At 65.8% G+C, this 15551-nt stretch carries 11 protein-coding genes and 1 tRNA gene; 10 read left to right on the top strand and 2 right to left on the bottom strand.

Translation table 11 applies throughout. From position 1 onward, the window contains the following. A complete protein-coding gene (locus L8F96_RS12680) occupies nucleotides 1-1686 on the bottom strand; it encodes a M1 family metallopeptidase (protein ID WP_334656199.1) in 1686 nt (561 codons plus the stop codon). A 123-nt stretch (nucleotides 1687-1809) separates the two neighbouring features. Here L8F96_RS12680 and lon point away from each other — a divergent pair, with 123 nt between their 5' ends. From lon to L8F96_RS12665, 3 genes are all read left to right on the top strand, one after another. After that, complete coding sequence (gene lon / locus L8F96_RS12675; protein WP_334656197.1) at nucleotides 1810-4206, top strand: endopeptidase La; 2397 nt, start codon at nucleotides 1810-1812, stop codon at nucleotides 4204-4206. A gap of 160 nt (nucleotides 4207-4366) precedes the next feature. Next, nucleotides 4367-4639, top strand: a complete 273-nt coding sequence (locus L8F96_RS12670; RefSeq protein ID WP_046411576.1) for an HU family DNA-binding protein — start codon at nucleotides 4367-4369, stop codon at nucleotides 4637-4639. Nucleotides 4640-4716: 77 nt separating this feature from the next. Next, nucleotides 4717-4791, top strand: a tRNA-Val gene (locus L8F96_RS12665). Nucleotides 4792-4954: 163 nt separating this feature from the next. Here the strand turns inward: L8F96_RS12665 and L8F96_RS12660 are convergent. Next, a complete protein-coding gene (locus tag L8F96_RS12660) occupies nucleotides 4955-5569 on the bottom strand; it encodes a class I SAM-dependent methyltransferase (protein ID WP_125946104.1) in 615 nt (204 codons plus the stop codon). A gap of 200 nt (nucleotides 5570-5769) precedes the next feature. Between L8F96_RS12660 and L8F96_RS12655 the strand changes: the two genes are divergently transcribed. From L8F96_RS12655 to L8F96_RS12625, 7 genes are all read left to right on the top strand, one after another. Continuing rightward, a complete protein-coding gene (locus tag L8F96_RS12655; protein ID WP_417158978.1) occupies nucleotides 5770-7053 on the top strand; it encodes an MFS transporter in 1284 nt (427 codons plus the stop codon). A 43-nt stretch (nucleotides 7054-7096) separates the two neighbouring features. Beyond that, entirely contained in the window at nucleotides 7097-8320 is a 1224-nt protein-coding gene (locus L8F96_RS12650; protein WP_145119950.1) for an argininosuccinate synthase, read from the top strand. A gap of 160 nt (nucleotides 8321-8480) precedes the next feature. Beyond that, complete coding sequence (locus L8F96_RS12645) at nucleotides 8481-8744, top strand: hypothetical protein (RefSeq protein WP_046411568.1); 264 nt, start codon at nucleotides 8481-8483, stop codon at nucleotides 8742-8744. 2 nt (nucleotides 8745-8746) lie between these two features. After that, nucleotides 8747-10339 carry a L,D-transpeptidase family protein gene (locus L8F96_RS12640; protein WP_334656193.1) on the top strand — a complete coding sequence of 531 codons (1593 nt, stop codon included), beginning with the start codon at nucleotides 8747-8749 and terminating at the stop codon, nucleotides 10337-10339. Nucleotides 10340-10426: 87 nt separating this feature from the next. Further along, nucleotides 10427-11941: an NAD(P)/FAD-dependent oxidoreductase gene (locus L8F96_RS12635; protein WP_334656191.1), complete on the top strand. Its 1515-nt coding sequence runs from the start codon at nucleotides 10427-10429 to the stop codon at nucleotides 11939-11941. 31 nt (nucleotides 11942-11972) lie between these two features. Next, a complete protein-coding gene (locus L8F96_RS12630) occupies nucleotides 11973-13859 on the top strand; it encodes a hypothetical protein (protein WP_334656190.1) in 1887 nt (628 codons plus the stop codon). Nucleotides 13860-13877: 18 nt separating this feature from the next. Further along, nucleotides 13878-15539, top strand: coding sequence for a hypothetical protein (locus L8F96_RS12625; RefSeq protein WP_417158977.1), 1662 nt, complete (start codon nucleotides 13878-13880; stop codon nucleotides 15537-15539). Nucleotides 15540-15551: the final 12 nt, after the last annotated feature.

The following is a 15551-nucleotide window of genomic DNA, read 5'->3' as shown; positions in this document are numbered from 1 at the left end:
TTACTGGCGCGCGCGGGCCTGCCACGCCTGATATTGCTCCACTGCGGGCGAGCGGCGCAGCACCCGCGCCATCGGGTCGATCACGACGTGCTGACCAGCGGGAACGGTCAAGGTGCCCCTGCCACCCGCCATCGCGACCCGTTCGACGCGATCGCCGATCTTCACCTCGATCGGCATGGGGAAGCGACTGCCCTCGCGCCAGTCCAGCCGCAGCGTGTCACCGTCACGCCGTACGGTCAGGTCGGGCAGTTCGGCGCGTCGAAGATAGGCATCGAAGAACCAGCCGAGATCCTGGCCGCTTTCCTCCTTTACGATCGCCTCGAACTCCCGCGTGGAGCCGAAACGCGGCCGAAAGTTGCCGGGTGCAGGATCTTTACGGCCGTAGACCAGCCGGCGTACCGCACGATAAAAGGCGTCGTCACCGATCAGCCCTCGCAGCGTGTGCAGTGTCAGCGCGCCCTTATAGTAGATGTCGGTCCCGGCACCCCCGAGGGACGGCTCATACACCTCCTCCTCGCTCAGCAACTTGTCCCGGACAATCGGCGCGCGATTGGTGATCCGGTTGCGCTGTGTCTCCAGCATGGTGAGGTAACGCGCGTCGCCCTCGCGCCAGAGACCGTATAATGGCTGCATATATTGGGCAAAGCCCTCATGCAGCCAATAATCATCCCAGTTCCCCGCCGTTACTTGGTTGCCGAACCATTCATGCGCGAATTCATGGTGAAACAGCCAGTCGAAGCCTTCCGGTGCCTTGGCGTAATTGTTGCCATAAGCGTTGATGGTCTGGTGCTCCATGCCCATGTGCGGCGTTTCGACGACCCCCACCTTTTCGTCGGCGAATGGGTAGGGGCCGATGACTTGTTCGAAGAAGTCGAGGGTCGGCGCAAATTCGGCGAACAGCGCCTTCGCCTGTTCGATCTTTCCTGGTAAGTGCCAGTAATGCAGCGGGATTTCGTTGCCGTAGCGGCTGCGGTACGTCCCGGTGAGTTCCTCGAACGGCCCCACGGCGAGCGCGATGGCATAGGTATTCGGCTGCCGGGCGCGCCAGTTCCAGCGCGTGCGACCCTCGCTGAGCGTATCGACGCCGATCAACCGCCCGTTCGACGGCGCCTTCAGCCCCGGTGGTACGGTGATGTGGAGATCGACCGCTGCCGGCTCGCCGGCGGGGAAGTCGAGGCATGGCCATAATTGGTCGCAGCCGTAGCCCTGCGTGGTGGTGGCAACCCAGGGGCGTCCATCGGGCGTGCTGCTCCAGACGATGCCGTCGTCCCAGGGCGCGTTCAGCGCGACGTGCGGCGTGCCGCCATAGGTGATCCGCGCCTGCACCTTCTCGCCGGCGGCCAACGGTTTCGGCAGCGCAATGACCAACTGCCCGTCCGGATTGCTCCACGCCCGCCGGGGCAGCGGTGATCCGTCGATCGCGATCGACGATACGGGAAGATTGCGATCCAGATCGATCACCAGCCGTGTCAGTGGCGCGCGCGCGGTGAAGGTCAGGAGCGCATCGCCACGGATGCGGCGCTGCCGCGGCACGACTTCGAACGACAGGTCGGCGTGGTCAAAGCTGACCGCCGTCTGCTCGGCCGGCCTCGGCCCGCCGGATATTCGGGTTTGGGCGGTTAGTGGTGGCTGGCCCTTGTCCGGCAGCGAGGATGCCGCCGCAATCAGCAGAAGAAGCGAGATCATGCAGAATAAGAATGCCGCAGCACGTCATCGGCTCCGCAAGCGATATGCGGCGATTGATGGACAAGCGCGCCACCCCATATACACTGCAAATCGCCGCCTGTTCGAAGCGGCGCCGGAGTTTGCATGACCCAGACCTACCCTCTTCTGCCCCTGCGCGACATTGTCGTTTTCCCGCACATGATCGTGCCGCTGTTCGTCGGTCGCGACAAGTCGGTCGCTGCGCTTGAGGCAGCAATGGCCGCGGACAAGGAGATTTTCCTCGTCGCGCAGCTTGATCCGGCCGAGGATGATCCCAAGGCGGACGACCTCTATGATATTGGCGTCACCGCGACGGTGCTTCAGCTGCTGAAGCTGCCTGATGGCACGGTGCGCGTGCTCGTCGAGGGCAAGCAGCGCGGCCGGCTCGGCGGTCTCGTCGACGCTGGCAGCTATGTGACGACCGAAGTGACCCCGATCGAGGAGGTTGAGGCGGAGGGCACTGAAGTGTCCGCGCTGATGCGGTCCGTGATCGACCAATTCGAGAATTACGCCAAGCTCAACCGCAAGCTGCCCGCGGAAACCGCCTCGCAGCTGGGCGAGATCGAGGACGCGTCGCGCCTCGCCGATGCGGTGGCTGGCAACATCTCGATCAAGGTTGCGGACAAGCAGTCGCTGCTGATCGAGTCCGATCCTGCCCGCCGGCTGGAGATGGTCTACGCCTTCATGGAAGGCGAGCTTGGCGTCCTGCAGGTCGAGAAGAAGATCAAGAGCCGCGTCAAGCGCCAGATGGAGAAGACGCAGCGCGAATATTACCTCAACGAGCAGCTGAAGGCGATCCAGCGCGAACTCGGTAACGAGGGCGAGGAAGGCGAAGGCGACGAGATCGGCGAGCTGACGCAGAAGATCGCGACGCTGAAGCTTTCCAAGGAGGCCCGCACCAAGGCCACGGCCGAGCTGAAGAAGTTGAAGACCATGGCGCCGATGAGCGCCGAGGCGACCGTCGTGCGCAATTATCTCGACGTGCTGCTCGGCCTGCCGTGGGGCAAGAAGTCGAAGCTGAAGAAGGACATTGCCGCGGCGCAGGCGATCCTCGACGAGGATCATTATGCGCTGGAGAAGGTGAAGGACCGGATCGTCGAATATCTCGCGGTCCAGGCCCGCACCAACAAGCTGAAGGGGCCGATCCTGTGCCTCGTCGGCCCGCCGGGCGTGGGCAAGACGAGCCTCGGCAAGTCGATCGCCAAGGCGACCGGCCGCGAGTTCATCCGCCAGTCGCTGGGCGGCGTGCGCGACGAGGCCGAGATCCGTGGCCATCGCCGGACGTACATCGGCTCGCTGCCGGGCAAGATCGTGACGAACCTGCGCAAGGCAGGGGCGGCGAACCCCTTGTTCCTGCTCGACGAGATCGACAAGCTCGGCCAGGATTTCCGCGGCGATCCCGCCTCGGCGCTGCTCGAGGTGCTGGATCCGGAGCAGAACAGCAAGTTCAATGATCACTATCTGGAGATCGATATCGATCTTTCGGACGTGATGTTCGTCTGCACGGCGAACACGCTGAACCTGCCGCAGCCGCTGCTCGATCGCATGGAGATCATCCGCCTCGAAGGCTACACCGAGGACGAGAAGGTGGAGATCGCCGAGCGTCACCTGATCGCCAAGCAGATCGAGGCGCATGGCCTGAAGGACGGCGAGTTCACGCTGACCCAGGAGGGCCTGCGCGCGCTGATCCAACGCTATACTCGTGAGGCCGGCGTGCGCACGCTGGAGCGCGAGATCGCCAAGCTCGCCCGCAAGGCGCTGCGCCAGATCCTTGAGGGCAAGGCGACCAGCGTCACCATCACGCCGGAGAACCTCCACGAGTTCGCGGGTGTGCAGAAGTATCGCCATGGCCTGTCCGAGGAGGAGAACCAGATCGGCGCCGTGACCGGCCTCGCCTGGACCGAGGTGGGCGGCGAACTGCTGACGATCGAAAGCGTGACGGTGCCCGGCAAGGGCGCGATCAAGCTGACCGGCAAGCTGGGCGATGTGATGAAGGAATCGGCGGAGACGGCGATGAGCTTCATCAAGGCGCGCGCGCCGTCCTACGGGATCAAGCCGAGCCTGTTCCACCGCAAGGACGTGCACGTCCACTTGCCGGAAGGCGCGGTGCCGAAGGACGGCCCGTCGGCCGGTATCGGCCTCGTCACCTGCATCGTTTCCACGTTGACCGGCGTGCCGGTGAAGAAGGAAGTGGCGATGACCGGCGAGGTCACGCTGCGCGGCCGCGTGCTGCCGATCGGCGGCCTGAAGGAGAAGCTGCTCGCGGCGTTGCGCGGCGGTATCACCACGGTGCTGATCCCGCAGGAGAATGAGAAGGACCTCGCGGACATCCCGCAGAACATCAAGGACGGCCTGAAGATCGTACCGGTGATGCATGTCGACGAGGTGCTTCGCCTCGCACTGACCGAGCCGCTGGAAGCGATCGACTGGACTGACGCGGACGAGCTGGCGGCGCAGCCGCCGGCCCCGATCGCGCCGGCCGGGGGGGAGCTTCACCACTAAGTTCCTTTAAGGCAGCGAAAACGGGACACGGCGGTTCATCGCGACCGCCGTGGTTTCGTTTGACACTGAACGGGCCAGCCGTCTTACTGGAACGAGCGGCCTCGCGCGGGCCGAATCCGTATTTTTTCGAATATCCGCAAAGCCAAACGGGGGTCGGTGCATGAATAAGCAGGAGTTGATCGCGACGGTTGCGACCGCGTCGGGACTCGCCAAGGGCGATGCCACGCGCGCGGTCGAGGCCGTGTTCGACACGATTACTGCGCAGCTCAAGAAGGGCGATGAAGTGCGCCTGGTCGGCTTCGGCACCTTTGCGGTGACGAAGCGCAAGGCGTCGACGGGTCGCAATCCGCGGACTGGCGAACCGATGACGATCAAGGCGTCGAGCCAGCCGAAGTTCAAGGCGGGCAAGGTGCTGAAGGATTCGTTGAACTAATTTGATGATGGCGGGCTGGACAGGCGGCGCGATGCCTCCTAAAGGCCCGCTTCCGGTTTCGAGCTGAAAGGCTCTCCGGGCGCGTAGCTCAGCGGTAGAGCACACCCTTCACACGGGTGGGGTCACAGGTTCAATCCCTGTCGCGCCCACCATATACAAAGCCCCGCAGGTCGATCGACCGGCGGGGCTTCCTGTATCACGGGGCCTGAGCTTCGTGCCTCAAGCCATTGTGGTGGCGCGACTTGTCACGCGGCCCGGCGGGAGAGGAGCGGCGATGCGCCTGCTCCCCCCAGACGGGCCAGATCCTCGCCGCGATCAGTCCTTCCAGCACCAGTAGAGCTGCGCCGGCGGCACGTTCCACCATTCCATGTCATGGTCGATGCGGGCGAAGTGCGGGGACAGGAAGTCGCGCACCTTGGGGCTGAACTGATAGACGAGGAAGGCGCCGCCGGGGCGGATGACGCGGTGCGTCGCCTCCGCGATCGCCGGGCCGATCCCGGCCGGCAGCGTCGAGAAGGGGAGCCCAGACAGGACAAAGTCGGCCTGTTCGTGGCCATTTTCGGCCACGATCGCCTCAACGTCGGCCGCGGACCCGTGGACGGCCACGAAGCGGGAATCGACGATCGTGTGATCGAGATAGCGAACGAAATCCGCATTGGTGTCGATCGCAATCAGCGTCGCGTCCGGCGCCATCCGCTCCAGGATCGGGCGGCAGAAGGTGCCGACGCCCGGACCATATTCGACGAACACCTTGCAATTCGCCCAGTCGACCGGCGCCAGCATCTTGTCGATCAGCTTGGCGGAGGACGGGATTACCGAACCCACCATCACCGGATGCTTCAGGAAGCCGGAGAAGAACATCTGCCACGGCTTCGGCACGCCGGCCTTGCTGGTTCGGGCGCGGCGCACCGCACTGGTTGAGCTGGGCATGGAGGAAAAGTAACTCCCCGGAAAAGTCGTCAATTGTGCCGAACGCGGCACGGCCTAGACAGTTGCCATAGCGGGGTTGCGCGGCGCTCCCAAGCGCCTAATCGAGCGTCATGGTAGAGGAACGGGGGCACAAGCAGAGCGCCATCCCCAGGCGCCCGAGGATTCGACGCGCGTTCGACCGTCGGTTTGCGCTGATGTTCATGGTGATGCTGACCATCGCAGCGGGCAATACGGCACTGCAATCGGTACTCCCCGCATTGGGCCGCTCGCTGGGTGTGGCGGACAGCGCGGTCGCGGCGGCATTTTCGGTATCGGCGCTTCTGTGGGTGATCGCGGCGCCGTTCTGGGCCAATCGATCGGACCGTTATGGCCGACGGCTGATGATCCTGCTGGGCATGGGCGGATTCTGCGTGAGCCTCGCGACCTGCGGGCTGTTCCTGGCCGCGGGCATCAACGGGTGGATCAGCGGATCGGCGGCGTTCCTGCTCTTCATCATGGCGCGCCTGATCTATGGCACGTTCGGATCGGCCGCGCCGCCCGCGGTGCAGGCGATCGTGGCGGGCGAGACGACGCGCGAGGAGCGCACGCGCGCGCTGACGCTGATCGCCAGCGCGTTCGGCTTGGGCACGATCCTGGGACCAGCGATCGCGCCCTATCTGCTGCTGGGGCATATCGGGGAGATCGAGATCGGGCTGGCCGGGCCGGCGTTCGTGTTCACCCTGTTCGGCATCGCGATGTTCCTGACCGTGCGCACGATGCTGCCGGAGGATCGCGCCACGCCGCTGGGCGGCCACGGCGGGACGACCGGTTATCCGTCGATCGGCGGGCAGGGCACGGGGGCCAGCGTGCGCGGCGCAACGGCGCCCAAGGGCGGCGTCAAGGTCAGCTATTTCGATCGGCGGATCCGTGGCTGGATGATCGCCGGGCTGGTGATGGGCCATGCGCAGGCGATGACGGGCCAGGCAATCGGGTTCCTGGTGATCGACCGGCTGAACCTGCCGCCCTCGCAGGCGCTGGAGCCGACCGGCATCGTGTTGATGATGGGTGCCGGCACCGCACTGCTGGCGCAATGGGGCATTATCCCGACGCTGAACCTCGCGCCGCGCGCGCTGGTGCTGGTCGGCCTCGTCTTCGCTGCGGCGGGAACGGTGATGACCGGCTTTGCCACGTCGCTGTACGGCATCGCCACCGGCTATGCGCTCGCCAGCCTTGGCTTCGGCTTCACGCGGCCGGGCTTCACCGCGGGCTCGAGCCTTGCCGTCGGGCCCGCCGCGCAAGGATCGGTCGCGGGCAAGGTGACGAGCGTCAATGGCGCCAGTTTCGTGCTGGGGCCATCGATCGGCGTCGGCCTGTACGGCCTTTGGCATTCGCTGCCGTATCTAATCGCGGCGGTCGGCTGCGTCGCGCTGTTCGCTTATTGCTGGTTCGCGCTGCAGGAGCCCGATGAGCAGGAAGTCGCGGCATTCGACGACCCGGTGATCTAAACGCGATTGCCGTCAAGGCGGCGAGCGAATAGACGCGCGCGCCATGACCGAATCCTCCATCAAGCGCGTCGTGCTCGCCTATTCCGGCGGCCTCGACACCAGCGTCATCCTGAAGTGGCTGCAGCAGACCTATAACTGCGAAGTCGTGACCTTTACCGCCGACCTCGGCCAGGGCGAGGAGCTGGAACCAGCGCGCCGCAAGGCGGAGCTGGCCGGCGTGAAGCCCGAGCATATCTTCATCGACGACCTGCGCGAGGAGTTCGTCAAGGATTACGTGTTCCCGATGATGCGCGCCAACGCGACGTACGAGGGACTGTACCTGCTGGGCACCTCCATCGCCCGGCCGCTGATCGCCAAGCGCCAGATCGAGATCGCCAAGATGGTCGGCGCCGATGCCGTGAGCCATGGCGCGACCGGCAAGGGCAACGACCAGGTCCGTTTCGAGCTGGGCTATTATGCCCTTGCACCCGACATCAAGGTGATCGCGCCGTGGCGTGAATGGGATCTCACCAGCCGCAGCCGCCTGATCGAGTTCGCCGAGCAGAACCAGATCATGGTCGCCAAGGACAAGCGCGGCGAAGCGCCGTTCTCCACCGACGCGAACCTGCTGCACACCTCGTCCGAGGGCAAGGTGCTGGAGGATCCATGGGAGGAAGTGCCCGATTACGTCTATTCGCGCACGGTGAACCCGGAGGACGCGCCCGACGCGCCGGAATATATCACGGTCGATTTCGAGCGTGGTGACGGCGTGGCGCTGAACGGCGAGGCATGTTCGCCCGCGACGCTGCTGACCAAGCTGAACGAGCTTGGCCGCAAGCATGGCATCGGCCGGCTCGACCTGGTCGAGAACCGCTTCGTCGGCATGAAAAGCCGCGGCATGTACGAGACGCCGGGCGGCACCATCTATCACCTGGCGCATCGCGGCATCGAGCAGTTGACGCTGGATCGCGGCGCGGCGCACCTGAAGGACGAGCTGGCGATCCGTTACGCCGAGCTGGTGTACAACGGCTTCTGGTTCGCGCCGGAGCGCGAGATGCTGCAGGCGGCAATCGATTATAGCCAGGAGAAGGTGTCCGGCACGGTGCGGCTGAAGCTGTACAAGGGCAGCGTCAACGTGGTCGGCCGCAAGTCGCCCAACTCGCTCTACAGCGAGAAGGTGGTGACGTTCGAGGACGACCAGGGCGCCTATGACCAGCGCGACGCGGAAGGCTTCATCAAGCTGAACGCGCTGCGCCTGCGCCTGCTCGGCCGTCGCGACCGCCTGTAATCGGCCTATCGCACGCCGGGGGAGGATTCCTGCCATCTCCGGCATGCCGGCCACTGCGGACAACGCGTATGATCGTTGTCGATCAGGAACGATCCTGCCGCCATCGACGTTCTTTCCGCGCCTGGGGCGGCTCAAGGCCCCGAGTCTGAGGGAGATTGCGATGAAGGGTGCAACATTTGGCGCATTGCTGCTGGGGGCCACCGTGCTCACCGCCTGCGCCGAAAACCGCCAGGACGTGGTCGCTCCGGCGCCGCCGCTTGGCCCGGGTGCACTGGCCGGAACGGTCGCAGCTGATCGCAACGGCGATGGCCTCGTCGATGGCTATTACACGCCGGACGGCGTCTATGTAGCGTTCCAGGCGCCGCCGTGCCCGCCGCCGCCGCCGCCCCCGCCGCCGCCCACCCCGCGCGGCGAACGAGGCTGAGCTTGTCGGCCGGCGAGGGCGCGCCGGCGCGGCGCGCGAGCCGGCTGGCGCTTATCCTGTCATTGCTCCTGCCGGTGGCGGCGCTTCCTAGCGTCGCCGCCGCGCAGGACGATGTTCCGGTCGGCGAGTCGACCAACGCGGTTGCCCAGGCAATTCGGGGCCAGGTCGGCGGCCGGCTGAAGGATTTCTATCGCGCGCGCGGCTATTGGCCGCTGTGGATCGTCGATGACCGGCCCGGCCCGCAGGCCGAAGCACTGGTCGGCGTGATCGAAAGCGTGCGCGTCGATGGCCTCAACCCCGATCGCTATTCGCCGGACCGGTTGCGCCGGTTGATCGATGAGGGGCAGGACGGCAATCCGCGCGCGCTCGCCTATCTTGAGGTGGCATTGAGCGGCGCGCTCGGCAATCTGGTCCGCGACATGCGCGAGCCGACGATCGAGATCGAATATCTCGAGGAATCGCTGAAGCCGAAGCGCCTGCGCCCGGAAGAGGTGCTGCGGCGCGCGGCGCTGGCCAAGTCGATGACCGATTATGTGCGCAACATGGGCTGGATGAGCCCGCTGTACGTGCAGCTGCGCGCGGCATTGCCGACGACGGCGCCGGACGATGACCGTGATGTGCCTGGAAGCGACGTCACCGTGCCCGGCGGGCCGTTGCTGAAGCCAGGCATGATTGGCGAGCGCGTGATGCTGCTGCGGCAGCGACTGGGGCTGGCGGATGGCGGCACTTACGATGCGGAGCTGAGGGCCAGCGTGCGCCGCTTCCAGGCGTCGCGCGGCTTGCCGGTCGATGGCATTGCGGGCGCACAGACGATCGCCGCGTTGAACGGCGAGGGCGGGGCGAGCGAGGACCGGATCGCGCAATTGCGGCTGAACCTGGAGCGCGCACGGCTGCTGCCCGATGCCTATACCCGGCATATCGTGGTCGACGCGGCCGCCGCGCGCCTGTGGTATTACGGTGGCGGGGCGGAGCAGGGCACGATGCGCGTCGTTGCCGGCACGCCCGAGACGCAGACGCCGATGATGGCGGGGCTGGTGCGTTACGCGACGCTCAACCCTTATTGGAATGTCCCGGTCGACCTCGTGCGCAAGCGGATCGCCCCCAAGGTGCTGGCGGGTACCTCGCTGGAGCGGCAGGGCTATGAGGCGCTGTCGGACTGGACGCATGACGCCACCGTCATTCCCTCCGCCTCGATCGACTGGCAGGGGGTGGCAGACGGCACGGTCGAGCCGCGCGTTCGCGAGCTGCCCGGGCGGGGCAATTCGATGGGGTCGGTCAAGTTCATGTTCCCCAACGATCACGGCATCTACCTGCACGATACGCCGCAGAAGAATTTGTTCGCCAAGGCGGACCGGCATTTCTCCAACGGTTGCGTCCGGCTGGAGGATGCGCCGCGGCTGGGCCGGTGGCTGTTCGATCGCCCGCTGAAGCCCGACAGCTCGCAGCCCGAGCAGCATGTGCCGGTGCCCGAGCCGGTCCCGGTGTATCTGATGTATTTCACGGCCAGTCCCTCCGAGACGGGACGCGGCGTGAAATATGTCGCCGATGTCTATGATCGCGATTCGCCCGCCCTGCAGCATCTCGCCAGCCGGTGATCTGGTGCGCCGCGCGGGCGGCGCATTAACCACGCCTCAATCATCGTCCTTCATTGCCGATGCTGCATTGCTATGGGGCAGCATCAGATGGCGAATCCTGTCGGCACGGTGGACGTGGCGATCATCGGCGCGGGACCGGCGGGGCTGACGGCGGCCTATCTGCTCGGAAAGGCGGGCTATTCCGTCACGGTGATCGAGAAGGACCCGCGCTACGTCGGCGGGATCAGCCGCACCGTCGAGCATGAGGGCTTCCGCTTCGACATCGGCGGGCACCGCTTCTTCTCGCGATCGAAGGAGGTGGTCGACCTCTGGAATGAGATCCTGCCCGACGATTTCATCGAGCGGCCGCGGATGAGCCGTATCTACTACGAGGGCAAATTCTACAGCTATCCGCTGCGCGCGTTCGAGGCGCTGTGGAACCTTGGCGTGTGGCGATCGGCGTTGTGCATGGCGAGCTTCGCCAAGGCCAAGCTTCTGCCCAACAGGAGCGTGAAGAGCTTCGAGGACTGGACCGTCAACGCCTTCGGATGGAAGCTGTATTCGATCTTCTTCAAAACCTACACCGAGAAGGTGTGGGGCATGCCGTGCGATGCGATGAGCGCCGATTGGGCGGCGCAGCGGATCAAGGGGCTAAGCCTGTGGGGCGCGGTGACCGACGGGCTGAAGCGGAGCCTTGGCCTCAACAAGCGGCCAAACGACGGGATGGCGGTGAAGACGTTGCTGGAAAGCTTCCGCTATCCGCGGCTCGGGCCGGGCATGATGTGGGAAGCGGCGCGCGATCATGTGGTCGCGCACGGTAACCATGTGCTGATGGATCACAAGCTGAAGCAGCTGGCGTTCAACGACGTCACGCAACAGTGGACGATGACCGCCACCGACGGCGAGGGTGCGCAGGTCGCGATCAAGGCGGCGCACGTGATTTCCTCCGCCCCGATGCGCGAACTGGCGAGCCGGCTGCATCCGCTGCCGGCTGCATTGTCCGAGGCGGCGAACCTCAAGTATCGCGACTTCCTGACGGTTGCGCTGATGATCCGCTCGCCCGACCTGTTTCCGGACAATTGGATCTACATCCACGATTCGAAGGTGAAGGTGGGGCGGGTGCAGCACTTCCGGTCGTGGTCGCCGGAGATGGTGCCCGATCCCGATCTCGCCTGCGTGGGCCTGGAGTATTTCTGCTTCGAGGGCGACGGGCTCTGGTCCGCGAGCGATGACGAACTCGTAGCGCTGGCGACGAAGGAGATGGCGCAGCTTGGGCTATGCGAGGCGGAGCAGGTGGTCGGCGGCACGGTGGTACGGCAGGAGAAGGCCTATCCCGTTTATGACGAGGATTATGGCGCGAATGTCGAGGTGCTGCGCCAGGAGATCGAGGCGCGCTATCCGACGCTGCATTGTGTCGGGCGCAACGGGATGCACCGCTACAACAATCAGGATCACGCGATGATGACCGCGATGCTGACGGTGCGAAACATCGAAGCCGGCGCGCGGGTCTATGACATCTGGGCGGTGAACGAGGACGCCGAATACCATGAGAGCGGCAACGAGGGGGAGCGCGCCGCGCTCGCCAGCGTACGTGCGGTGCCGGAACGCCTGAAGGCGGCGTGACCTTGTGGGGCACGCGGCAGCAGACGACGCGGTGACGGGCGCCCTCGTCGGGGGTGGGCGTGCGTCGGATGGACAAATCCTAGCCTCCGGCGCGCGAGAACGGGGCCGCGGTATCGTCCGCCCTGTCCTGATCGGGTGGCTGCTCTCCGCCATCGTTCTGCTACTCGCCACTGCCGGCGATATTATGTCGCTGCGCTTTCCCGATCCCGATGATGCGATGCGCCTGATGGAGGTGCGCGACTGGCTTGCAGGGCAAAGCTGGTGGAATGTGGCGCAGCATCGGCTGAACGGCGGCGACTTTCCGATGCATTGGTCGCGGCTGGTGGATCTTCCAATGGCGATGGTGCTGGCCGGGATCCGCCTCGTCATGAGCGAGGATGCGGCGACGCGCGTGACGATGGCGATCGTGCCCTTGCTGTCGTTGCTGGCCGTCATGGCACTGGTTGCGGCAATGACCCGGCGGCTCTCAGGCGCGGAGGCGGCGCGCTACGCCGTGCTGCTGGTGCCGCTGTCGGCGCCGCTGGTGTACCAGCTGCGGCCGCTGCGGATCGATCACCATGGCTGGCAGATCGTGCTGGCGCTGGTCGCGGTGGCGATGCTGATCAGGCGCGGGCGGGTGCGTGATGGCGCCGTGGCCGGCATTGCGCTGGCGATGCTGCTGACGATCTCGTTGGAAGGAATGCCGATCGCGGCGGCGATTGCCGGCGTCGCGGCGCTGGCCTGGGTGTGGCAGCCGGAGCGGCGCGGGTTCTTGCTTGGGCTGGTGTGGAGCCTGTTTGGCGGCGCGCTGCTGCTTCACGTGGCAACACGCGGGCCAAGCTTTTTCGCGCCGGCCTGCGACGCGGTTGCACCTAGTTGGCTGGCGATGCTGGGTACGGCGGCCGTTGGGACGAGCGTCGTGACGACGGTGTTTCAGCGCCGGCGGGCGGGCGTTAGACTCGGCGGATTGCTGGGGGTGGGGGTGCTGACCGCGGGGGTGTTGGTAGTGGTATCGCCGGGGTGTTTGGCGGGGCCGTTCGCGAGCCTGCCGCCGATCGTTCATGACATCTGGTATGTTGGGGTGAGCGAGGGGCGGCCCTTGTGGGAGCAGAAGCCGCACTGGGCGGCGATGACGATCGGGCTGCCGCTGGTGGGCCTTTTCGCCACGTGGCGCGGCTATCGTTCGACAAAGGGCGACGTCAGGGTCAGGTGGTTGCTTTTGCTTGCTATTCTAGCTCTTGCGACATTGGTGGCGGTGCTTGTCAATCGCGCGGGGGCGACGGCCAATGCGCTGGCCATCCCGGGGGCGGCGACGTTGTTGCTGACGCTGCTGAAGCGGGCGCGGGCGGTGCCGGGGACCGGCAAGCGCTTGGTCGCGACGGCGGGGGCGTTGCTGGTCGCGTCCCCCGGACAGGTCGCGGCGATCGGCGTGGTGGCCGGGAAGGCAGTGGCCGCGGACGACCGATCGGCGGCGACATCCGGCCTGTCCCCGGCGAATATCGGCCGCGCCGGGACGGCGTCCGGCCAGCAGCGCCCGTCATGCGAAAAAGTCGGCGACGTTCGCGTGATCGGGCGGCTGCCGCCGGGCATTGTCTTTGCCCCCATCGACATTGGACCGGACATCATCGCGACCACCCATCATGACGCGATCGCGGGCGGATACCATCGCGCGCCGCGCCCGATGGAGCAGGTGCTGACCGCCTTCACCGGGTCGCCCGAACAGGCGCGGGGGATCGTGATGGCGAGCGGGGCAGCGTATATCGCCGGTTGCCCGGGGCTGAGCGAGACGGAAATCTATCGCCGCGATTTTCCGGAAGGCTTCTGGGCGCGGTTGCAAGCTGGCGAGCGGTTCGACTGGCTGGAGCCGGTCGAGACCGGCACCCCGGCGCTGGCGTGGCGGGTCATTCGGCCCTTGCCCCCCGTCGCCCGACGCCCGTAAGGCAAAGCGATGGATCACATGGGGGCGCCCCTTCGTTGGTGGCAGACGCGCACGTTTGTCGTGATCGCGACGCTTATTTCGATCGTGCCGCTGATCTGGCCGGACATTCCGCCGCTGGTCGACCTGCCGGGGCATATGGGCCGCTACCGCGTCCAGCTGACGCCGGTGGAACAGGCGCCGTGGCTGGCCGAATGGTATAATTTCCAATGGTCGCTGATCGGCAACCTGGGGATCGACCTGCTGGTCGTCCCCTTTGCCAAGGTCTTTGGGCTGGAACTGGGCGTCAAGCTGATCGTGATGACGATCCCGGCGCTGACCGTCGCCGGTCTGCTGTGGATCGCGCGCGAAGTGCATGGCCGCATCCCGCCGACCGCGATGTTCGCGCTGCCGCTGGCCTATTGCTATCCATTCCAGTTCGGTTTCGTGAATTTCTCGCTGTCGATGGCGCTGGCTTTATGCCTGTTCGCGCTGTGGCTGCGGCTGGCGCGGCTCGGCCGGTTGCGGCTGCGCGCGATCATCTTCGTGCCGATCTCCTGCCTGTTGTGGCTGTGCCATACGTTCGGCTGGGGCGTGCTGGGCGTGCTCGCATTTTCCGCCGAGATGATCCGCCAGCACGATATCCGCAAGGATGCGGGATCGGGCCATTGGGTGGAAAGCTGGATCCGCGCGGGGCTGGGTTGCGTGCCGCTGGCGCTGCCGATGTTGCTGATGATCTTCTGGCGGTCGGGCGACCATGTCACCGGCCAGACGGCGGATTGGTTCAACTGGCAGGCGAAAGTCGCCTGGCTGCTGATGGTGCTGCGCGATCGGTGGGAGCTGTGGGACGTCGCCTCGACCGCGGTTTACCTGCTGCTGCTGTTCTACGCGGTGCGGGACCCGGTGCTTGGCTTTTCGCGCAACCTCGTGCTGTCGGCGCTGTTCCTGGCGGCGGTGTACGCGCTGCTGCCGCGGATCGTGTTCGGATCGGCCTATGCCGACATGCGGCTGGCGCCGTTCGTGGTGGCGGTGACATTGATCGCGATCCGTCCGCTGCCGGGAATGAGCGCGCGCAAGGCCGGTATCCTGGCGATGCTGGCGACCAGTTTCTTCGTCGCGCGGATCGCGGGCAATACGGTCAGCTACTGGCTGTTCGATCGCGATTACGACACCGAGCTTGCTGCGCTGGACGAATTGCCGGAGGGCGCGCGGGTCGTGACGTTCGTCGGCACCAATTGCCGCAACGAATGGAAGATGAGCCGGCTGGAGCATTTGCCGGCCATCGCGCTGACCCGGCGGCTGGCCTATGCCAACGACCAATGGTCGATGCCGGGTGCCCAGCTGTTGACCGCGAAATACAGCAAGGCGGGCATGTTCGCGCATGATCCCTCGGAGATCGTGACGCCGGGCTGGTGCCCGCGCGAATGGTGGAAGCCGATCGATTTTTCGATGGCGCGATTCCCTCGTGAGGCGTTCGATTATGTGTGGCTGATCCGCACGCCGCCGTTCAATTCGCGTTATGCCAGCGACCTCGATCGGGTATGGCGGTCGCCGACCGGGGCGAGCGCGCTGCTGAAGGTGAACCGCGACCGTCCCACGCCGCAGATCGCCGACGAGGAACTGTACCCCAAATGGTTCCTGGAGCTGCGGGAGCGGCGGATGCGCGAGCGCAAGTTGGAGCTGCCGCCGCCACCGCGTTCGTGACGCCCCGAGCAC

The organism is Sphingomonas panaciterrae (genome assembly GCF_036890205.1).
Lineage (GTDB): Bacteria > Pseudomonadota > Alphaproteobacteria > Sphingomonadales > Sphingomonadaceae > Sphingomonas > Sphingomonas panaciterrae.
The sequence above is the reverse complement of the archived record's forward strand: the minus strand, read 5'-3'. Positions and strand labels throughout refer to the sequence as shown.